The following is a 20,724-nucleotide window of genomic DNA, read 5'->3' as shown; positions in this document are numbered from 1 at the left end:
ACGTTATGTCGACCCCTGATACCGATGGCAAAAAAGTCCCGCCCTTTACCTCCTTCAGATTAGCCCCGGCAATACAGAAGGCCGATAGCTGCTGCTGCGAAGAACATTGCGCGTCCAGCGCGCCTGTTTCTACTGCCGTAACAGGCACGCGCTATACCTGGAAAATCTCCGGCATGGACTGCGCCGCCTGCGCCCGAAAAGTGGAGAATGCGGTACGCCAAATTCGCGGCGTCAACCAGGCGCAAGTGCTGTTCGCCACCGAAAAGTTAGTGGTCGATGCCGACAACGACCTCCGCACGCAAATTGAACGCGCCGTACAGAAGGCGGGTTATACCTTGCGTAGCGAAGATTCGCGCGACGCCGCACCTGAATCTCGTCTTAAAGAGAACCTGCCGCTTATTACGCTGATCATTATGATGGCGATAAGCTGGGGGCTGGAGCAATTTAACCACCCGTTCGGCCAACTGGCCTTTATCGCCACCACTCTGGTCGGTCTGTATCCTATTGCCCGCCAGGCGCTGCGGCTGATGAAAAGCGGCAGTTGGTTCGCTATTGAAACGCTGATGAGCGTCGCCGCCATTGGCGCGCTGTTTATAGGCGCGACGGCGGAGGCAGCAATGGTATTGCTGCTGTTCCTCATCGGCGAGCGCCTGGAAGGATGGGCCGCCAGCCGCGCCCGTAAAGGCGTCAGCGCGTTAATGGCGCTTAAACCGGAAACGGCGACCCGTCTGCGCGACGGCGTGCGGGAAGAGGTCGCTATTAATACCCTGCGACCGGGCGATATTATCGAAGTCGCCGCCGGGGGGCGTTTACCCGCCGACGGTAAACTGGTTTCCGGTTTCGCCAGCTTTGATGAAAGCGCGCTCACCGGCGAGTCTATCCCTGTGGAGCGCGCAACGGGCGACAAAGTCCCGGCAGGCGCGACCAGCGTTGACCGTCTCGTCACCCTGGAGGTGCTATCTGAACCTGGCGCCAGCGCGATTGACCGTATCCTGACGCTGATTGAAGAGGCGGAAGAGCGCCGTGCGCCCATTGAGCGGTTTATTGACCGTTTCAGCCGCATCTATACGCCAGTCATTATGGTCATCGCGCTGCTGGTGACGCTTATTCCGCCTCTGATGTTCGATGGCGGCTGGCAGGAGTGGATTTATAAAGGGCTGACGCTGCTATTAATCGGTTGCCCGTGCGCGCTGGTGATCTCCACGCCCGCGGCCATTACCTCCGGGCTGGCGGCGGCGGCACGGCGCGGCGCATTGATTAAAGGCGGCGCAGCGCTGGAGCAACTGGGCCGTATCACGCAGGTCGCCTTTGATAAAACCGGTACGTTGACCATCGGTAAACCACGGGTGACGGCGATTCATCCGGCAAGCGGTATCAGCGAAGCTGAACTGTTGGCGCTGGCGGCAGCCGTAGAACAAGGCGCTACGCACCCGCTGGCGCAGGCTATTGTCCGCGAAGCGCAGACACGCGATCTGGCGATCCCGACGGCGGAATCGCAGCGAACGCTGGCCGGCACCGGGATTGAAGCGCAGGTTAACGGCGAACGAATTCTGATTTGCGCGGCGGGAAAACAGCCTGCGGCAGCGTTTGCCGGGCAAATTAGCGAACTGGAAAACGCCGGGCAGACGGTGGTTCTGGTGCTGCGTAACGAGACCGTACTTGGCGTCCTCGCCCTCCAGGATACGTTGCGTGACGATGCGCGCGACGCCATCCGCGAACTGCATCAGTTAGGCGTTAACGGCGTGATTCTGACCGGCGATAACCCACGGGCGGCGGCAGCGATTGCCGGCGAGCTGGATCTGGCGTTTAAAGCCGGGCTACTGCCGGAAGACAAGGTGCGGGCAGTCACCGCCCTTAACCAACAAGCGCCGCTGGCCATGGTGGGCGACGGCATTAATGATGCGCCCGCGATGAAAGCCGCCAGTATCGGAATTGCGATGGGCAGCGGTACTGACGTCGCGCTGGAAACGGCTGACGCCGCCCTTACTCATAACCGTCTGCGCGGGTTAGCGCAGATGATTACGCTGGCGCGCGCTACCCACGCGAATATCCGGCAGAACATCACCATTGCGCTGGGGCTGAAAGCCATTTTTCTGGTGACGACGCTACTTGGTTTTACCGGGCTATGGCTGGCAATCCTGGCGGATACGGGGGCCACGGTATTGGTGACCGCCAACGCGCTACGTTTGCTGCGTAAAAACTAATCTTCTCCCACCCGGCGGCGTCGTGTCGCCGGGTTATCCCGCGATATTCCTTTCTTTGTTCATATTATTCACGCGAAAATTATTTATTTTCTATTACTTATCAAACCATTAATCAGAAATAGCGTGATTTGATGTAAGGTTAATTTTTATCCAACCGATATTGATCATACCGTCTACAAAATAAGGAATGTTAGGCACTATGAAAAATATCAAAGTCATCACCGGCGTTATCGCGACGCTGGGCATATTTAGCGCCTTATTGTTGGTGACAGGAATACTGTTTTATTCCGCCGTCAGCAGCGATCGGCTGAATTTCCAGAATGCGAGCGCGCTGAGTTACCAACAACAGGAACTGGGCGGCAGTTTTCAGACATTGATCGAAACCCGCGTCACCATTAACCGCGTGGCGATACGCATGTTAAAAAATCAGCGCGATCCCGCCTCACTGGACGCCATGAACACGCTGTTAACTAACGCTGGCGCGTCGCTCAACGAAGCGGAAAAACATTTCAACAACTACGTGAACTCCGAAGCGATCGCAGGCAAAGATCCGGCGTTGGATGCCCAGGCCGAAGCCAGCTTTAAGCAGATGTATGACGTTTTGCAGCAGTCTATCCACTATCTTAAAGCCGATAATTACGCCGCTTATGGCAACCTTGACGCGCAAAAAGCGCAGGATGACATGGAGCAGGTATATGACCAGTGGCTCTCTCAAAATGCGCAATTAATAAAATTAGCCAGCGATCAGAATCAGAGCAGTTTTACCCAGATGCAATGGACGCTGGGGATAATTCTACTTATCGTGCTCATCGTGCTGGCGTTTATCTGGCTGGGGCTGCAACGCGTTCTACTCCGCCCGCTGCAACGGATTATGGCGCACATTCAAACGATCGCTGACGGCGATCTTACCCATGAGATAGAGGCCGAAGGACGCAGTGAAATGGGCCAACTGGCCGCCGGTCTTAAAACGATGCAGCAGTCGTTAATCCGTACCGTCAGCGCGGTGCGCGATAACGCAGACTCTATCTATACTGGCGCAGGCGAAATTTCCGCCGGCAGCAGCGACCTCTCTTCCCGTACCGAACAGCAGGCCTCGGCGCTGGAGGAGACCGCCGCCAGCATGGAACAGTTAACCGCCACGGTACGGCAAAACACCGATAACGCACGACAGGCGACGGGTCTGGCGAAAACCGCATCAGAAACCGCGCGTAAAGGAGGACGCGTGGTGGATAACGTAGTGAGCACCATGAACGATATCGCCGAAAGCTCGGAAAAAATCGTGGACATCACTAGCGTGATTGACGGTATCGCCTTCCAGACTAATATCCTGGCGCTGAACGCCGCGGTAGAAGCCGCCCGCGCCGGCGAACAGGGGCGAGGATTCGCGGTTGTGGCCGGAGAGGTACGCACGTTGGCCAGCCGTAGCGCGCAGGCCGCCAAAGAGATCAAAGTGCTGATTGAAAACTCCGTGTCGCGCATTGATACCGGCTCTACGCAGGTACGCGAAGCGGGAGAAACCATGAAAGAGATCGTCAACGCCGTGACCCGCGTGACCGATATTATGGGCGAAATCGCCTCTGCCTCCGATGAGCAAAGCAAAGGCATTGAGCAGGTGGCGCAGGCGGTATCGGAAATGGACAGCGTGACGCAGCAAAACGCCTCGCTGGTAGAGGAATCCGCAGCAGCGGCGGCGGCGCTGGAAGATCAGGCTAACGAACTTCGTCAGGCGGTCGCCGCGTTCCGCATCCAGAAACAACCTCGTCGGGAGGCGTCGCCGACGCCGTTAAGCAAAGGCTTAACGCCACAGCCCGCCGCAGAACAGGCGAACTGGGAAAGCTTCTAATCAGAATGCTATCTGCCGTGCGGTTAATGCGCTTTACGCAATAAATAACGGTACGGCAGACCCTCCGTCTCTTGCGCCAGCAAATCGTGTTCCATAAAGGTACAGAACCCCGGAATATCACGCGTCGTCGCCGGATCGTCGGCGATAATCAGCAATGTTTCGCCAGTTTGCATGTTGCGCACCGTTTTGCGCACCATCATTACCGGTTCAGGGCAACGCAGCCCCAGGGCGTCAAGCGTATGGTCAGGGGAGGAAAACAGATCGCTCATCTTCGTCTCAATAGTAGAAAAACGGCGATATTTTACGCCCATCTTCGTCAGTAAGCCAGGCAGGTTAACGATTGCGTGAAAATTAGCCATTGCAATGCCAGCGCAAAACAGTATCATGCGGCGGTTCTTTATTGGGTTCCCTCACCCCATCCAACAAAAAGGTCACAATATGACTCCGTTTACACAATCACAGCGCGTAAAAGCGTTGTTCTGGCTATCGCTATTCCATTTACTGGTGATCATTTCCAGTAACTATCTGGTGCAGCTCCCCATCACTATTTTTGGTTTCCACACGACCTGGGGCGCGTTTAGTTTTCCTTTTATTTTTCTCGCCACCGATCTTACCGTGCGTATTTTTGGCGCACCGCTGGCGCGCCGCATTATCTTCGCCGTCATGATCCCCGCGCTGCTGGTGTCGTATGTGGTGTCATCGCTGTTCTATATGGGCGCCTGGCAAGGTTTCGCCGCGCTGGCGAACTTTAATCTGTTTGTCGCCCGTATCGCCGCCGCCAGCTTTATGGCCTACGCGCTGGGACAGATCCTTGATGTCCATGTGTTTAACCGCCTGCGCCAAAATCGTCGCTGGTGGCTGGCGCCGACCGCTTCAACGCTGTTTGGCAATATCAGCGATACCCTTGCCTTTTTCTTCATTGCGTTCTGGCGAAGCCCCGATGCCTTTATGGCCGGGCACTGGATGGAAATTGCGCTGGTGGATTATTGCTTTAAGGTGCTCATCAGCATTATTTTCTTCCTGCCGATGTACGGCGTTCTACTGAATATGTTGCTGAAAAAGCTGGCAGATAAATCTGAAATTTCCCCATTACCGGCAAGTTAAAGGTTCGTTTTCCGAGTTGTGATAAGATGAGCGAATGAGCCGTTATGGCCGTTTATCGAAAGGAAGAAGTCAATGCGCAATTTGGTTAAATATGCCGGTATTGGCCTGCTGGTTATGGGGCTTGCGGCCTGTGATAACAACGATACGAAAGCGTCGGCAGAAAGCGCCGCCGCAGAAAGCCAGGCCTCCGGTCAGCCCATCAGCCTGATGGATGGCAAACTCAGTTTCTCACTGCCGGCGGATATGACCGATCAAAGCGGTAAGCTGGGCACCCAGGCGAATAATATGCACGTTTATTCTGACCCGACGGGCCAGAAAGCGGTGATTGTTATCGTCGGCGATAATACCGATGAAGCGTTGCCGGTGCTGGCGAACCGCCTGCTTGAGCAACAGCGTAGCCGCGACCCGCAGCTTCAGGTCGTCACCAATAAGTCTATTGAGCTCAAAGGCCATACGTTGCAACAACTGGACAGCATTATCTCCGCGAAGGGCCAGACGGCGTACTCTTCCATCGTGCTGGGCAAAGTGGATAACCAATTGCTGACGATTCAGGTCACGCTGCCTGCGGACAATCAGCAAAAAGCGCAAACCACGGCTGAAAACATCATCAATACGTTGGTTATTAAGTAACCTTTACGACGATGATGCGGCCTCCGGCAGTGCAGACGGAGGCCGTTTTTTTAAGCGCCAGGTCAGCAATAGCGCCATCGCTACCAGCCCGGCCGCCGCCAGATAAATCACCGGCACGCCCGCCCAGGTCATCACCAGCCCCGCCAGCGGCCCGGTAACCCCCAAAGACATATCCATAAAGACGGTATAGGTCGCCAGCGCCGCGCCCTGGTTCTGCGGCGGCACGGCTTTGACGGCCACCACGCCCAGCGCCGGAAAGACCAGCGAAAACCCCATCCCCGTGAGTAAAACGCCGATTTTTGCCATCCACGGCATGGCTGCTGTCCCCACCAGTAACAGACCAATAATCTCCACGCCAAAGCAGATCATGGCGACATTCAACCCGCCTAAACGATTGATGCCGTTAGGGAACAGCAAACGCGTGCCGACAAACGCGACGCTAAATAACGTGAGCGCAAAGGCGGCGCCATCCCAACCTTTAGCATCATAAAATAAGGTAATAAACGTCGCGATGACGCCAAACCCTGCCGAGGCCAGCGCCAACGCCATACCATACAGCCAGACACGCCCCAGCACCGCGCGAAACGGCAGCGGCTTGCCTTTGTTCGCCTTCACCGACGGACGTGGAAGGGCTAACAGTATCGCCAACAGCGCCACGCCCATCACCGTTAGCGCCAGTCCCTGTAACCCGCCCCAGGCATAACACAGCACGCCCAGCGGCGCGCCCATCGCCATTGCGCCGTAGGTGACGATACCGTTCCAGGAGATGACCCGACCAATATGCAACGACCCGACGACGCCGACGCCCCACAGTGTCGAACCGGTGCCGGCAAAACTTTGCCCAATCCCCAAAATCACGCGACCCAGCCCCAATAGTAACAAACTGATCAGCGGCCAGGCGCTGGCGATATCCGCCAGCAGGTAGCCGAGTCCGCTTAAAAAACAGCCGCATAAGCCAAAGACAACGATTTTTTTCGGCCCTAATACATCCGCATACCGCCCGGCATGGGGACGGCTTAACAGAGTGGCGAAGTATTGCAGGCTGATAATAAGCCCCGCCCAGAACGCGCTGAATCCCATCGCATCATGTACATAGCCGGGCAAGACGGCGAGCGGCAGGCCGATGGTCAGGTAGCTGGCAAAGTTAAACATCACAATGGAGACAATACGCAGATTGAGGCGCAATCCGTTTAGCGCCGGTTCAGCGACGGGTTCGGGCATGAGTATCACCGCATTTTTACAACATGTTTTCTTTTCTATCATGGCGCGCGGTGAAAATCAGTAGTGAGATTCAGATTATCGGTATCAGGGCAGCCGCTACACTTAGAAAAAAACACAACAAGGAAAACTTCATGGCAACCGCTCAACCCGACAAAACGGGTATGCATATTCTGCTGAAACTGGCCTCCCTGGTTATTATTCTCGCCGGGATTCATGCCGCGGCGGATATTATTGTACAACTCTTGCTGGCGCTCTTTTTTGCCATCGTTCTTAACCCATTAGTGACCTGGTTTATTCGTCGGGGCGTGAAGCGACCGCTGGCGATTACTATCGTGGTGGTCGTCATGCTGATCGTGCTTACCGCGCTGGTGGGTGTGCTTGCTGCATCGCTTAATGAATTTATCGCTATGCTGCCTAAATACAGCAAGGAGCTGACGCGTAAGGTCTTACACCTTCAGGAGTTAATGCCCTTCCTGAATTTACATATGTCGCCGGAACGTATGCTCCGCGGGATGGATTCCGATAAAATCATGCTCTTCACCACAACATTAATGACCGGCGTATCGGGCGCGATGGCAAGCATTGTGCTGCTGGTGATGACCGTGGTTTTTATGCTGTTTGAGGTGCGTCACGTGCCTTATAAATTACGTTTCGCGCTAAACAATCCACAAATCCATATTGCCGGCCTGCACCGCGCCCTGAAAGGCGTCTCGCATTATCTGGCGCTGAAAACGCTGCTCAGTTTATGGACGGGCGCGATTATCTGGCTGGGACTGGCGTTAATGGATATTCAGTTTGCGCTAATGTGGGGCGTACTGGCCTTTTTGCTCAATTACGTTCCTAATATCGGCTCGGTGATTTCCGCCGTTCCCCCCATGATTCAGGCGCTGTTATTTAACGGTTTTTACGAGTGCGTACTGGTCGGCGCGCTCTTTTTGGTGGTCCATATGGTGATTGGCAACATTATGGAGCCACGCATGATGGGCCATCGTCTGGGAATGTCCACGCTGGTGGTATTTCTTTCGTTATTGGTCTGGGGATGGCTATTAGGCCCGGTCGGGATGCTCTTGTCCGTTCCTTTGACCAGCGTCTGCAAAATCTGGATGGAAACTACTAAAGGCGGCAGCAAACTGGCGATCTTGCTGGGGCCAGGCCGACCGAAAAGCCGTTTACCGGGATGAGGCGACAGATGCTACAATCTCCTCTTCTTCATAGGCAACGTTGGTCCTGATATGTACCAGATCGTTCTGGGAAAAGTGTCAACATTAAGCGCAGGTCAATTGCCCGACGCGTTAATCGCTCAGGCACCGCAGGGCGTTCGCCGGGCAAGCTGGCTGGCCGGGCGCGTGCTGCTTTCCCGTGCACTCTCGCCGCTACCGGAGATGGTGTATGGCGAACAGGGTAAACCGGCTTTTTCCGCCGGAACGCCGCTGTGGTTTAACCTCAGCCATAGCGGCGACACTATTGCTCTGTTGCTTAGCGACGAAGGTGAAGTCGGCTGCGATATTGAAGTGATCCGCCCGCGCGATAACTGGCGTTCGCTGGCAAATGCGGTATTCAGCCTCGGCGAACATGCTGAAATGGAAGCGGAACGTCCGGAGCGACAACTGGCGGCCTTCTGGCGTATCTGGACGCGTAAAGAAGCCATCGTAAAACAACGCGGCGGCAGCGCCTGGCAAATCGTCAGCGTGGACAGCACGTTGCCCTCTGCCTTGTCGGTCAGCCAGTGTCAGCTCGATACGCTCAGTCTGGCAGTCTGTACCCCCACACCGTTTACGCTGACGCCGCAGACGATAACAAAAGCGTTATGACACATTAATTTTTCCCTCTGGCGGCGGACGTGTGTTACAAAATGCGGAGCTTCCCATGCGCCGACGCGCCATACCAAAAGGTTTAAGTCAGATGCAACGTGTCACCATCACCCTCGATGACGATTTACTGGAAACGCTGGACAGCCTGAGTCAGCGACGCGGCTATAACAATCGCTCCGAAGCGATCCGTGATATTCTGCGCGGCGCTCTGGCGCAGGAGGCCACCCAGGAACACGGTACACAAGGTTTCGCGGTACTTTCATATGTTTATGAACATGAGAAACGGGATTTAGCCAGCCGCATCGTCTCCACCCAGCATCATCATCATGATTTATCCGTCGCCACGCTGCACGTCCATATCAACCACGATGACTGTCTGGAGATCGCCGTTCTGAAGGGCGATATGGGCGACGTACAGCATTTTGCCGATGATGTTATCGCCCAGCGCGGCGTGCGCCACGGCCACTTGCAGTGTTTGCCGAAAGAAGACTAACGCCCCAGCGCCTTACCGGGGGCGCTTCGCTTGCCCGGCCTACGCTCGCACGTCTGTCGTTTGTAGGCCGGATGAGGCGCAGCCGCCATCCGGCAATAATGTTTACGCCATTGTGCCAATCGTTTTTCTGAAGCGTAACAGCGCTATCAGGAAGAACACGCCGCCTATCGCCAGCAGGGTCAGGAACTGCGGCCAGACGATGCTCAAACCTGCGCCGCGATAAAGAATAGCCTGGGCAAGGCTGACAAAATGCGTCGTCGGCATGGTCAGCATAATATCCTGCACCGCCTGCGGCATACTTTCGCGCGGCGTGGAACCGCCGGAAAGCATTTGTAGCGGTAACAGTACCAGAATCATTAATAACCCCAGTTGCGGCATCGAACGGGCGATGGTGCCCATAAAAATCCCAATTGAAGTGGTGGCGAACAGGCTCAGCGCTACGCCCAACATAAACAATGGGATCGATCCTTCAATCGGTACGCCAAGTACGCCTTTCACCATCAACATCAAAGACAAACCGGAAACCACCAGCACGACCAGCCCCATCGACCATACTTTTGCCATCATGATCTCAAAGGGCGTGACCGGCATCACCAACAGATGCTCTACCGTGCCGTGTTCTCGCTCGCGGATCAGCGCCGATCCGGTCAGCACTATCGCCAGCATGGTAATGTTGTTGATAATCGCCATCACGCCGCCAAACCACGCCGGGTCCAGATTCGGGTTAAAGCGCATCCGAATCTCCAGCGACACCGGCTGAACGTTATCTCCCCGCGCGCGCGCCACAAAGCTGTTGACCTCGCCGCTAATAATATTCTGGATATAACTGTTGCCGGTAAACGCCTGGCTCATGCGCGTCGCATCGACGTTAACCTGAATATCAGGCTGACGTCCGGCCAGCACATCACGCTGGAAATTCGGCGGAATATTGACCGCAAAGGTATAGCGTCCGGCATCCAGTCCGGCATCCATTTCCGTTGCCGTAATCATCTCCGGCGGCAGAAACCACGGGCGGTAAAAACTATTCACAATACGGTTCGACAACTGCGACTGATCCATATCGGCGATGGCGATAGGGGCAAGATGCAACGAACCGGGCAGGACGGTAGCGGAGGAGTAAACCGAAATCGTAAAGGCGAAGACGATCAGCGCCAGCATCGCTTTGTCGCCCAGCAGACTGCGCAGTTCTTTGACGCCGAGGTTATAAATATTACGTAATCCGCGCATTACCCCTCCTGTTTTTTCAGCAGCAGAATGCTCAGACCCATCACCACCGGGACGGCAATCAGTAACGGCATAAATAACGACCAGAGATCGGACAGATCCAACGCTTTGGAAAACGTCCCGCGCGCGATCGTCAGAAAATGGCTGGTCGGGTAGATCTCGCCGATCCATCTTCCCGGTCCTTCCAGCGAAGCCACCGGATCGATCATGCCGGAAAATTGTGTTGCCGGAATGAGGGTAATAATCGACGTCCCAAAAATAGCGGCGATTTGGCTCTTCATAAACGTAGAGATCAGCAGCCCCAAACCGGTGGCGATGATGACGTAAAGTAGCGCCGCGAGGGTAAGCGTGAGAAAGCTGCCTTTCAGCGGCACGCCGAACACAAAGACCGACAGCGCGCACAGTAGCAAGAAGTTCAGCATACCCAGCGCGATATACGGCAGTTGTTTACCCAGCAAAAATTCGCTGCGCGTCGTCGGCGTTACGTACAGATTAATCATCGACCCCAGCTCTTTCTCCCGCACCACGCTCAGGGCGCTAAGCATTGACGGGATCATCATGAGCAGCAGCGGAATGACCGCCGGAACGATAGCGGGCAGACTTTTCACATCCGGGTTATAACGATAGCGCGTTTCAATGTTGAGCAGCCCGGTCTGTTTAACCGGGTTCGGCTGACGACTTGCCGCCTCCTGCAGCCAGCTTTGGTGCATCGCCTGAACGTACCCCTTCACCGTCTCGGCGCGGCTGGGCATGGCGCCATCCACCCAGACGCCAATCTGCGCTGGCGTACCGCGAGCAATATCGCGGCCAAAATTAGGCGGGATCTCAATGGCAACCGCCAACTCTCCCGAACGCATCCGCCGGTCAAGCTCGTCATAGCTGGCGAGCGGCGGCTGTTCGATAAAATAGCGCGATCCCGCCAGATTGAGCGACCATGCCTGGCTGCTGACGGTTTGATCGCGGTCGAGTACGGCAAAACGCAGGTTCTCCACGTCCATACTGATGCCATAGCCCATAATCAGCATCAGAATTACCGTTCCCAGCAGCGCCAGCGTCGAGCGTACCGGATCGCGGCGTAGCTCCAGCGCTTCGCGGCGACTGTAGCTGAACAAACGCCGGAAGCTCAATCCCTGCCGCGACGGTTTACCTGACGCGGCGGGCGTCTGGGATGGCGGTATTGGGGTTTCAGGAGCCGCTCCCGCAGCTTCCTGTAGCCAGGAAATAAACGCCGCCTCCAGATTGGCCGCGCCCCGCTGTTGCACCAATTCCTGCGGTGTACCGCTGGCGAGCACTTTACCGGCGTGCATCAATGACATTCGGTCGCAACGTTCCGCTTCGTTCATAAAATGGGTCGAGATAAAAATCGTCACCTTATCCTGACGCGAAAGATCGACCATAAGCTGCCAGAACATATCCCTGGCGACCGGATCAACGCCGGACGTTGGCTCATCAAGAATCAGCATTTCCGGGCGATGGATCACCGCTACCGCCAGCGATAAACGCTGGCGGATACCGAGCGGCAACGAAGCGGGGAGCGTATCTTCCACCTCCGTTAGCATAAAGCGTTCGATCATCTGCGCGACGCGCGCCGGGATCTCCGCTGGCGGAATATGAAACAGGCGGGCATGAAGTTCCAGATTCTGCCGCACGGTGAGTTCGTTATAGAGCGAAAATGCCTGCGACATATACCCGACCCGGCGACGGGTATCGATGTCGTTCGGGTCTACCGGCTGGCCAAATAGCCAGGCCTGGCCTTCGCTGGCGGGAAGCAGACCGGTCAGCATTTTCATGGTGGTCGATTTGCCGCAACCGTTTGAACCGAGGAAGCCAAAAATCTCGCCGCGCGGAATGCGGAAATTAACATGGTCAACCGCGACGAACTTACCGAAGCGCATGGTCAGATCTTTCGCCTCAATGGCAATCTCTTCCTGCTCAGCGTGATAGGGCGGGATCACCACTGGCTTATGCGCCTGGCGCTGCGCTTCTGGCAACAGGGCGATAAACGCCTGTTCCAGCGTCGCGCTATGGGTTTTTGCCCGCAGTTGCTGCGCGCTGCCGGTTGCCAGTACCTCGCCCGCATTCATCGCCACCAGCCAGTCAAAACGCTCCGCCTCTTCCATATAGGCCGTTGCGACCAACACGCTCATATTGGTCTGCCGTTGGCGGATACCGTCGATTAAGTCCCAGAACTGAGCGCGGGAGAGCGGGTCCACGCCGGTGGTAGGCTCATCAAGAATCAGCAATTCCGGGTCATGAATCAGCGCACAGCACAACCCCAGCTTTTGTTTCATCCCACCGGACAGCTTCCCGGCAGGACGGTCACGAAACGGCGCCAGGCCGGTGCTGTTCAGCAGCTCGGTAATACGCGCTTCGCGTTCAGCTTTGTCATGACCAAAGAGACGAGCGAAAAAATCGACGTTCTCATAAACCGATAACGTGTGATAAAGGTTTTTCCCCAGCCCCTGCGGCATCCAGGCGATGCGCGGACAGACGTCGCGGCGATGTTTCGCATCGCGCATATCGCCGCCCAGGACGATAACGTTCCCTTGCTCAATCACCCGCGCGCCAGAAATCAGCGACAGCAGGCTCGACTTACCCACCCCGTCCGGACCAATCAGCCCGACCATACTACGGGCGGGAATGTCCAGCGTGATATTGTTCAGCGCGACCGTTTTTCCGTAATGCTGGCTCACCCCCTCAAGCTGCGCCACGGGAGGAACAGGCACCAGCGTCAGCGACGTCATTGCGACAGCCTCACGTTCAGATCGTCAGGCCAGGGCACGCGCTCATCCAGACGAACCCATGCCATTCCCGGTAAACCGGTTTTGACATATTCCAGATGCTGTCGCAACAGCTCTGGCGGAATACGCGCTTTGACGCGGAACATCAGCTTTAACCGTTCATCGTGGGTTTCCACGGTTTTGGGTGTGAACTGCGCCACGCTGGCGACAAAACTGATCGTCGCCGGAATACGCAGATCCGGCGCGGCGTCCAGCACCAGTCGCGCTTCGCCGCCGATCTTCAACAACCCCGCCTGTTCGGTCGGCAGGAAAAATGTCATATAAACGTCGCTGAGATCGACCATGTTCAACACCCGGCCGCCAGCCGATAACACTTCGCCCGGCTCCGCAACGCGGTACTGCACGCGTCCATCGCGCGGCGCTTTTAATTCGCTGTCGTCGATGTCGGCGACAATACGCCGCTCGGTCGCCTGCGCCGCTTCCACGCGCGTTTGCGCCTGGATAATACTGGTACGCGCCGCCTCAATCGCCGCTTTTGCCGCAGATACCTGCGCTTTGGCGGTCTCCAGGGCGGCGCGCGCGCTTTCCGCCGCCGCGCGATCGTCATCTAACTGTTGTACAGATACCGCGCCACGCTGCGACAGCGAACGGGAACGCACGTGACGTTTAGAGACGGAGTCCAGCTCAGCTTCCCGCTGTTTGACGACCGACTGCGCGGCGCGCATTTCACTCTGGCGTTGCTCCAGCAAGGCGCGGGCGGCGGCAACTGCGCTCTCGGCCTCTTTAATCTGCGCAATCGCCTCCAGCCGCTGCTCCTGCAATACGCGGGTATCCATTTTCGCCAGCACCTCGCCCTGACGAACGAACTGCCCTTCCGAAACGAGGATGGTATCAATACGCCCGGCAATCTTAGTGGCAATATCCACTTCGGTGGCTTCAATTCTGCCGTTACTGGCGGCAAACCCCTCCGGTATTCCCGCAGGGCGCAGCATCCACCAGGCTATCGCGGCCACCGCCACAAGAATCCCCGCTCCCCACCACACCAGATGACGCTTCATTTTGTCCATAATCGACCCGCCGTAATCCCTGTTGTCTAACCATGCGTGTCACAAAGTCCGCCGGGCGTGCGCTCAGCGGGGGTTTCCATCCGGGATAAGAATGAAAAAAGAAAAGGGGCCAGACGACGAACAGACGCCGATGAAGCGCTCGCCGTCAAAGGGAGTGAATGATGTAGGTACCCGGAAAAGAGGGAGTAATGTTGTCATCATCAGCGTTCCTGGCCGTAAATGAAACACGCATACTCATAACTGCTATAAATCGATACTAACACCTCTGTCCGGGATGTCTATTCGCTTATTGTTTGTAATGGTACTTAGCGTTTTGCCGCCAAATCCTGCGCGCAGGCCCAGGCGCTCGACCACGCCCACTGGAAGTTATAGCCGCCCAACCAGCCGGTGACGTCCATCACTTCGCCGATAAAATAGAGACCCGGCACGCGGCGCGCTTCCATAGTCCGCGATGATAGTTCGTTTGTATCCACGCCGCCCAGCGTCACTTCCGCTGTCCGATAGCCTTCGGTGCCGTTAGGCTGCACTTGCCAGGCCGTAAGCGTGTCAACTAACGCCTGCTGGTCACGAACGTTCAACTGCCTGAGCGATACATCCGGGATGTGCCCCAACTGTTGTAAACACTCCACCAACCGTTTCGGCAAATGCATCGCCAGCGTGTTCTTCAGACTCTGGTTCGGGTGCGCGTTACGCTGTTCATTGAGAACGTCTTCCAGCGAGAGGTCCGGCAATAAGTTAATGCTCACTAACTCGCCCGGTTGCCAGTAGCTGGAAATCTGTAAAACAGCGGGGCCGGACAGCCCACGATGGGTAAAAAGTAGGTTTTCCCGAAATACCGTGCCATTGCGGGCGGTAATCACGCAGGGCACAGAGACGCCAGACAGCGTCTGGAGCTGTTCTAACAGCGGCTTATGCAGCGTAAAGGGCACCAGCCCGGCGCGCGTCGGCAACACCTTGAGACCAAACTGTTCGGCGATTTTATAGCCAAACGGCGATGCGCCAAGCCCCGGCATCGACAGGCCGCCGCTGGCAATCACCAGCTTTTGCGTAGTCACCGTCTCGCCGTTCAGCGCCAGTATGAAACCCGACTCATCACGCTCGACGCTCAGTACCTCGCTACGCAGGCGCATCGTTACGCCGCCTTTGTCGCACTCGGCAACCAGCATATCGACAATGCGTTGGGCGGAATCATCGCAAAAAAGCTGTCCCAGCGTTTTCTCATGCCAGGCTATCCCATACCTGCCGACCAGATCGATAAAGTCCCACTGGGTATAGCGGGCTAATGCTGATTTGCAAAAATGGGGGTTCTGGCTCAAATACGCAGCAGGCTCAACATAAAGATTAGTAAAGTTGCAGCGTCCACCACCGGACATGAGGATTTTACGTCCTGGCTTCTTGCCATTATCGATGAGCAGCACGCGGCTACCCGCCTGTCCTGCCTGCGCGGCGCAAAACATGCCCGCTGCGCCAGCGCCTATAATAACGGCATCAAACCTTTCCACGTCGCCTTCCTCTCTCAAATTCGGGCGGGAATTGTAAAGTTTCCTCAGTGGTCGCACCAGCGCGAAAAGCGCCTGAAAATGGTATTTATCTGAAATATATAAGATAATTCTTTAGTGATATCAAACAAAGCACGAAGTACATCAAAAAAAGTCTATATTTCACTTTGCCCGCGCCGCCAAAGTCACTGATAATGCGCCGCGTTCATGTCCTCAAAATGGCGTAACGTCCTATGCTACATTTGTTTGCTGGCCTGGATTTACATACCGGGCTTTTATTATTGCTTGCTCTGGCTTTTGTGCTGTTCTACGAAGCAATTAACGGCTTCCATGACACAGCCAATGCAGTCGCAACCGTGATTTACACCCGTGCGATGCGTTCGCAGCTGGCGGTTGTCATGGCGGCGGTGTTTAACTTTTTTGGCGTTTTGCTGGGGGGTCTCAGCGTGGCGTATGCCATTGTGCATATGCTACCGACGGATCTCCTGCTCAACATGGGTTCCGCGCACGGCCTCGCTATGGTCTTTTCCATGTTGCTGGCGGCGATTATCTGGAACCTCGGCACCTGGTATTTCGGGTTGCCGGCGTCCAGTTCCCACACGCTGATTGGCGCCATTATCGGCATCGGTTTAACCAATGCGATGATGACCGGCACGTCAGTGGTGGATGCGCTTAACATCCCGAAAGTTATCAATATTTTCGGTTCACTCATTATCTCCCCTATTGTCGGTCTGGTATTCGCCGGCGGTCTGATTTTCTTGCTGCGCCGCTACTGGAGCGGTACTAAGAAACGCGCCCGTATCCACCTGACGCCAGCCGAACGTGAAAAGAAAGACGGCAAGAAAAAGCCGCCGTTCTGGACGCGTATCGCGCTGATCCTCTCCGCTATCGGCGTGGCGTTTTCGCATGGCGCGAACGATGGTCAGAAAGGCATTGGCCTGGTCATGCTGGTGCTGATTGGCGTCGCGCCTGCGGGTTTCGTGGTCAATATGAATGCCTCCAGCTACGAAATCACCCGTACGCGCGATGCTATCAACAATGTCGAAACGTACTTTGAGCAACGTCCTGACCTGCTGAAAGCCGTCACCGGCGTTGACCAACTGATTCCCTCTCCGGAGCCGGGCGCGACTGAACCGACTGAATTCCACTGCCATCCGGCTAACACCATTAACGCGCTTAACCGTGCGAAAGGGATGCTGGCAAACGTGGAAAGCTACGATAAGTTAAGCGTTGAACAGCGTAGTCAGTTGCGTCGCATTATGCTGTGCATTTCCGACACGACCGATAAAGTCGTGAAATTGCCTGGCGTAAGCAGCGATGACCAGCGCCTGCTGAAAAAGCTGAAGACCGATATGTTAAGCACCATTGAGTATGCGCCGGTGTGGATCATTATGGCAGTGGCGTTGGCGCTGGGTATTGGTACGATGATCGGCTGGCGTCGCGTGGCGACCACTATCGGCGAGAAAATTGGTAAAAAAGGCATGACGTATGCGCAGGGAATGTCGGCGCAGATGACGGCGGCAGTCTCTATCGGTCTTGCCAGCTACACCGGTATGCCAGTTTCTACCACTCACGTACTCTCCTCTTCAGTGGCGGGAACCATGGTCGTTGATGGCGGCGGGTTGCAGCGTAAAACCGTGACCAGCATTCTGATGGCCTGGGTATTTACGTTACCGGCGGCGATTATTCTTTCCGGCGTGCTGTACTGGCTTTCCCTGAAGATTATTTAAGCCAAATGGGCCGGATAGCGCTGTCGCTAATCCGGCCTGTCAGGATGAAACGACACAGGCCTGATAGGCCGCTACAAGCGGCGTCATCCGGAGGCTTATCTAATACGAGCGGGTCAGGAAACTGGCCCGCTTTTTTTATTCAGTGCCAAATCATGAGCGCAATCAAGCTCACCACCACCAAACCGCATAACGCGCTGGTCAGCAGAAACTGGCGGCGCACGCGTTCACAACGGCGAATAAATTCTTCATCATGATGATCGCGATAGCGCTGAGCGTAGATATACCATACCAGGCGCACCTGTTTGTTGGGCTGACCATGCGTGGTAAAGAAGCCGCCGCCATCGACATATTGATAGAGCAAAGGATCGCAACCACGAAGTACCACTAACAGTGCGCGTAGCGATGAGAAATAGCGCGCCATATTAACAATGCAAACGACACATAAAGCCCAGAATAGTGAGACGGTGCTTATCATATCTCCTCCCCGGCGACCCGCCCACGGAGTTCCTCTCCGGGACTACCGCTCCCCGATACCCTGCCAGACAATCAGTGAAAGAGTACTACGAAAGCCGTCCATATTAGCGCTCCGCATTCGAACGGCTCTTATACACATTGTAGGAGATCAGTTAATTTTTTTACCAGAAGGTTAATCACTATCAATGCAATTCCCTGAAAATTTTGTTTAACTAACTGGCAAGCAAGGCAGATTGACGGATTATCCTGGTCGCTATAATGTAAGGATAGTTATGGTAAACGGCTGAGCTAGCCCCGCGCATAGAGTTCGCAGGACGCGGGTGACGCGGCGGCATAAGAAACGCCAGTAGCTCAATGGTCATCGACAACTTATGGAAGGAGTAACACTATGGCTTATAAACACATTCTTATCGCAGTTGATCTCTCCCCGGAAAGTAAAGTTCTGGTTGAAAAAGCGGTCTCTATGGCGCGCCCCTACAACGCGAAAATCTCCCTCATCCACGTTGACGTGAATTATTCAGACCTGTACACCGGTCTGATTGACGTCAATCTGGGCGATATGCAGAAACGTATCTCCGAAGAAACCCACCACGCGCTGACCGAGCTGTCTACCAACGCTGGCTACCCTATCACTGAAACCCTGAGCGGTAGCGGCGATTTGGGCCAGGTGCTGGTTGACGCCATCAAGAAATACGATATGGATCTGGTCGTTTGCGGTCATCACCAGGACTTCTGGAGCAAACTGATGTCTTCTGCGCGCCAGCTGATCAACACCGTTCACGTTGACATGCTGATTGTTCCGCTGCGCGACGAAGAAGAGTAATACTTGCCGTGCCGGCTGGCGGCTAAGACCGCATCTGGTCTATAGTCAATCAGGTTGGCCTGAACCATCAGGCAAATTCCGGCTCTCAACAACAACGCCCGCTTAGGTGGGCGTTTTGTTTATCCCCCCTTCTTCGCAGTACTCAGTACATCATTCCATCACACCAAACATAATTAGTGTGATCCACTAATTAGTTTGCGTATCATTTGTATAATAACCTATTGATCAGGCTAATAACCGCAGTCTATGTCAGGGTAAGTCTTTTCGGCGCGTTTTGATATACGCGCTCATACGTTTCGGGATGGCATTAAAAGGCGAAGGAATATGAATACAACTGCACCTACGGGCTTGCTGCAGCAACCTCGTCCATTCTTCATGATCTTTTTTGTAGAATTATGGGAACGATTTGGCTATTACGGCGTCCAGGGCATCCTGGCGGTCTTTTTCGTTAAACAATTGGGTTTTTCTCAGGAACAGGCCTTTATTACCTTTGGCGCTTTTGCGGCGCTGGTTTATGGCCTGATCTCCATCGGCGGCTATGTTGGCGACCATCTGTTAGGGACTAAACGCACCCTGGTCCTGGGCGCGATTGTGCTGGCGATTGGCTATTTTATGACCGGCATGTCGCTATTAAATCCCGATCTGATTTTTATCGCACTGGGTACGATTGCCGTGGGCAACGGGTTATTTAAAGCCAATCCCGCCAGCCTGCTCTCTAAATGCTATCAGCCTAAAGATCCCCGGCTGGATGGCGCTTTCACCCTGTTTTATATGTCGATTAACATCGGTTCTTTGTTATCGCTATCGCTGGCGCCGGTGATTGCCGATAAATTTGGCTATGCGGTGACCTATAATCTGTGCGGCGCTGGTTTAATTGTTGCGCTTCTGGTGTACTTCGCCTGCCGTGGCATGGTGAAAAATATCGGTTCTGAACCGGATCATAAACCGCTACGTTTTCGCAATTTGCTGCTGGTACTGCTCGGCACCGTCGTCATGATTTTCCTCTGCGCCTGGCTGATGCACAACGTTAAGATTGCCAATCTGGTGCTCATCGTCCTTTCTATCGTCGTCACTATTTTCTTCTTTCGCGAAGCGTTTCGTCTGGATAAAACCGGCCGCAATAAAATGTTCGTGGCGTTTATTCTGATGATTGAAGCCGTGCTGTTTTACATTCTGTATGCGCAGATGCCTACCTCGCTGAACTTCTTTGCGATTAATAACGTACATCATGAAATTCTTGGATTCGCCATTAACCCGGTGAGTTTTCAGGCGCTGAACCCATTCTGGGTGGTCGTCGCCAGTCCGGTACTGGCAGCGATTTACACCCGACTGGGTAGCAAAGGCAAAGATCTGACTATGCCGATGAAGTTTACGCTCGGCATGTTCCTCTGCGCGCTGGGTTTTCTGACCGCCGCCGCCGCCGCCGGGATGTGGTTTGCCGATGCGCAAGGATTGACGTCGCCGTGGTTTATCGTGCTGGTGTATCTGTTCCAGAGTCTGGGCGAGCTGCTGATTAGCGCGCTGGGACTGGCAATGGTCGCCGCTCTGGTGCCGCAGCATCTGATGGGCTTTATTCTGGGAATGTGGTTCCTGACCTAGGCCGCCGCCTTCCTGCTCGGCGGTTATGTGGCGACCTTCACTGCCGTACCGGAAAACATCACCGATCCGTTACAGACGCTGCCCATTTATACCGGCGTCTTTAGCAAAATTGGTCTGGTAACACTGGCGGTCACCGTGGTGATGGCCATTATGGTGCCGTGGTTAAACCGAATGATTAATACGCCAGGTACCGAACAGTAATACTCAGTGCCGGATGCGGCTTACGCCTTATCCGGCCTACAAATAATTGAGAATCGTAGG

General features: G+C 55.1%; 16 protein-coding genes and 1 pseudogene. 10 read left to right on the top strand and 7 right to left on the bottom strand.

Annotation, left to right across the window (positions count from 1 at the left end):
- Nucleotides 1–5 precede the first annotated feature (5 nt).
- The gene (gene zntA, locus K8W53_RS01335; protein ID WP_023224161.1) at nt 6–2,204 is read left to right on the top strand and encodes a Zn(II)/Cd(II)/Pb(II) translocating P-type ATPase ZntA; all 2,199 of its coding nucleotides are present in this window, start codon (nt 6–8) and stop codon (nt 2,202–2,204) included.
- Nucleotides 2,205–2,403: 199 nt separating this feature from the next.
- Entirely contained in the window at nt 2,404–4,047 is a 1,644-nt protein-coding gene (gene tcp, locus K8W53_RS01330) for a methyl-accepting chemotaxis citrate transducer (protein ID WP_000789682.1), read from the top strand.
- Nucleotides 4,048–4,070: 23 nt separating this feature from the next.
- Here tcp and tusA read toward each other — a convergent pair whose 3' ends face one another.
- On the bottom strand, nt 4,071–4,316 hold the full coding sequence (gene tusA / locus K8W53_RS01325; RefSeq protein ID WP_001541054.1) for a sulfurtransferase TusA: 246 nt from the start codon (nt 4,314–4,316) through the stop codon (nt 4,071–4,073).
- Nucleotides 4,317–4,485: 169 nt separating this feature from the next.
- Between tusA and K8W53_RS01320 the strand changes: the two genes are divergently transcribed.
- The gene (locus tag K8W53_RS01320) at nt 4,486–5,151 is read left to right on the top strand and encodes a 7-cyano-7-deazaguanine/7-aminomethyl-7-deazaguanine transporter (RefSeq protein WP_001518097.1); all 666 of its coding nucleotides are present in this window, start codon (nt 4,486–4,488) and stop codon (nt 5,149–5,151) included.
- Nucleotides 5,152–5,223: 72 nt separating this feature from the next.
- Nucleotides 5,224–5,781 carry a DcrB family lipoprotein gene (locus tag K8W53_RS01315; protein WP_001245277.1) on the top strand — a complete coding sequence of 186 codons (558 nt, stop codon included), beginning with the start codon at nt 5,224–5,226 and terminating at the stop codon, nt 5,779–5,781.
- 3 nt (nt 5,782–5,784) lie between these two features.
- Here the strand turns inward: K8W53_RS01315 and K8W53_RS01310 are convergent, their stop codons facing one another.
- The gene (locus K8W53_RS01310; protein WP_077905455.1) at nt 5,785–7,044 is read right to left on the bottom strand and encodes an MFS transporter; all 1,260 of its coding nucleotides are present in this window, start codon (nt 7,042–7,044) and stop codon (nt 5,785–5,787) included.
- An 89-nt stretch (nt 7,045–7,133) separates the two neighbouring features.
- Here K8W53_RS01310 and K8W53_RS01305 point away from each other — a divergent pair, with 89 nt between their 5' ends.
- From K8W53_RS01305 to nikR, 3 genes are all read left to right on the top strand, one after another.
- Entirely contained in the window at nt 7,134–8,183 is a 1,050-nt protein-coding gene (locus K8W53_RS01305) for an AI-2E family transporter (protein WP_000179588.1), read from the top strand.
- A 51-nt stretch (nt 8,184–8,234) separates the two neighbouring features.
- Nucleotides 8,235–8,813 carry a 4'-phosphopantetheinyl transferase AcpT gene (gene acpT, locus K8W53_RS01300; protein ID WP_000284366.1) on the top strand — a complete coding sequence of 193 codons (579 nt, stop codon included), beginning with the start codon at nt 8,235–8,237 and terminating at the stop codon, nt 8,811–8,813.
- A gap of 91 nt (nt 8,814–8,904) precedes the next feature.
- Nucleotides 8,905–9,306: a nickel-responsive transcriptional regulator NikR gene (nikR, locus tag K8W53_RS01295; RefSeq protein WP_001190057.1), complete on the top strand. Its 402-nt coding sequence runs from the start codon at nt 8,905–8,907 to the stop codon at nt 9,304–9,306.
- A 102-nt stretch (nt 9,307–9,408) separates the two neighbouring features.
- On the opposite strand, the gene K8W53_RS01290 is transcribed toward nikR, so the two are convergent.
- The 4 genes from K8W53_RS01290 to K8W53_RS01275 form a co-directional block, all read right to left on the bottom strand.
- Nucleotides 9,409–10,533, bottom strand: coding sequence for an ABC transporter permease (locus K8W53_RS01290; RefSeq protein ID WP_001214750.1), 1,125 nt, complete (start codon nt 10,531–10,533; stop codon nt 9,409–9,411).
- Nucleotides 10,533–13,274: a ribosome-associated ATPase/putative transporter RbbA gene (gene rbbA, locus K8W53_RS01285; protein WP_023224160.1), complete on the bottom strand. Its 2,742-nt coding sequence runs from the start codon at nt 13,272–13,274 to the stop codon at nt 10,533–10,535. Before rbbA ends, K8W53_RS01290 begins: the two co-directional genes overlap by 1 nt.
- Entirely contained in the window at nt 13,271–14,338 is a 1,068-nt protein-coding gene (locus tag K8W53_RS01280) for an HlyD family secretion protein (RefSeq protein ID WP_000359837.1), read from the bottom strand. The genes rbbA and K8W53_RS01280 overlap by 4 nt, the downstream gene beginning before the upstream one ends.
- A 305-nt stretch (nt 14,339–14,643) precedes the next feature.
- Nucleotides 14,644–15,840, bottom strand: a complete 1,197-nt coding sequence (locus tag K8W53_RS01275; protein WP_001627041.1) for an NAD(P)/FAD-dependent oxidoreductase — start codon at nt 15,838–15,840, stop codon at nt 14,644–14,646.
- Nucleotides 15,841–16,070: 230 nt separating this feature from the next.
- Here K8W53_RS01275 and pitA point away from each other — a divergent pair, with 230 nt between their 5' ends.
- On the top strand, nt 16,071–17,567 hold the full coding sequence (gene pitA / locus K8W53_RS01270; protein ID WP_000902764.1) for an inorganic phosphate transporter PitA: 1,497 nt from the start codon (nt 16,071–16,073) through the stop codon (nt 17,565–17,567).
- A 139-nt stretch (nt 17,568–17,706) separates the two neighbouring features.
- Here the strand turns inward: pitA and uspB are convergent, their stop codons facing one another.
- Nucleotides 17,707–18,042 (bottom strand): universal stress protein UspB, encoded by a 336-nt coding sequence (gene uspB / locus K8W53_RS01265; RefSeq protein WP_000626193.1) that lies wholly within the window; start codon nt 18,040–18,042, stop codon nt 17,707–17,709.
- A gap of 387 nt (nt 18,043–18,429) precedes the next feature.
- Here uspB and uspA point away from each other — a divergent pair, with 387 nt between their 5' ends.
- Both uspA and dtpB read left to right on the top strand, forming a co-directional pair.
- Nucleotides 18,430–18,864 (top strand): universal stress protein UspA, encoded by a 435-nt coding sequence (gene uspA, locus K8W53_RS01260; protein ID WP_000323565.1) that lies wholly within the window; start codon nt 18,430–18,432, stop codon nt 18,862–18,864.
- A 324-nt stretch (nt 18,865–19,188) separates the two neighbouring features.
- Nucleotides 19,189–20,664: pseudogene (gene dtpB, locus K8W53_RS01255) on the top strand (dipeptide/tripeptide permease DtpB).
- The last annotated feature ends 60 nt before the right edge of the window (nt 20,665–20,724 follow it).

Source organism: Salmonella sp. A29-2, assembly GCF_020150755.1.
Taxonomy (GTDB): domain Bacteria; phylum Pseudomonadota; class Gammaproteobacteria; order Enterobacterales; family Enterobacteriaceae; genus Salmonella; species Salmonella enterica.
The sequence above is the reverse complement of the archived record's forward strand: the minus strand, read 5'-3'. Positions and strand labels throughout refer to the sequence as shown.

Coding starts and splice junctions, on each gene's coding strand:
- zntA (WP_023224161.1), top strand. CDS start 6: ATGTCGACCCCTGATACCGATGGCAAAAAAGTCCCGCCCTTTACCTCC.
- tcp (WP_000789682.1), top strand. CDS start 2,404: ATGAAAAATATCAAAGTCATCACCGGCGTTATCGCGACGCTGGGCATA.
- tusA (WP_001541054.1), bottom strand. CDS start 4,316: ATGAGCGATCTGTTTTCCTCCCCTGACCATACGCTTGACGCCCTGGGG.
- K8W53_RS01320 (WP_001518097.1), top strand. CDS start 4,486: ATGACTCCGTTTACACAATCACAGCGCGTAAAAGCGTTGTTCTGGCTA.
- K8W53_RS01315 (WP_001245277.1), top strand. CDS start 5,224: ATGCGCAATTTGGTTAAATATGCCGGTATTGGCCTGCTGGTTATGGGG.
- K8W53_RS01310 (WP_077905455.1), bottom strand. CDS start 7,044: ATGATAGAAAAGAAAACATGTTGTAAAAATGCGGTGATACTCATGCCC.
- K8W53_RS01305 (WP_000179588.1), top strand. CDS start 7,134: ATGGCAACCGCTCAACCCGACAAAACGGGTATGCATATTCTGCTGAAA.
- acpT (WP_000284366.1), top strand. CDS start 8,235: ATGTACCAGATCGTTCTGGGAAAAGTGTCAACATTAAGCGCAGGTCAA.
- nikR (WP_001190057.1), top strand. CDS start 8,905: ATGCAACGTGTCACCATCACCCTCGATGACGATTTACTGGAAACGCTG.
- K8W53_RS01290 (WP_001214750.1), bottom strand. CDS start 10,533: ATGCGCGGATTACGTAATATTTATAACCTCGGCGTCAAAGAACTGCGC.
- rbbA (WP_023224160.1), bottom strand. CDS start 13,274: ATGACGTCGCTGACGCTGGTGCCTGTTCCTCCCGTGGCGCAGCTTGAG.
- K8W53_RS01280 (WP_000359837.1), bottom strand. CDS start 14,338: ATGGACAAAATGAAGCGTCATCTGGTGTGGTGGGGAGCGGGGATTCTT.
- pitA (WP_000902764.1), top strand. CDS start 16,071: ATGCTACATTTGTTTGCTGGCCTGGATTTACATACCGGGCTTTTATTA.
- uspB (WP_000626193.1), bottom strand. CDS start 18,042: ATGATAAGCACCGTCTCACTATTCTGGGCTTTATGTGTCGTTTGCATT.
- uspA (WP_000323565.1), top strand. CDS start 18,430: ATGGCTTATAAACACATTCTTATCGCAGTTGATCTCTCCCCGGAAAGT.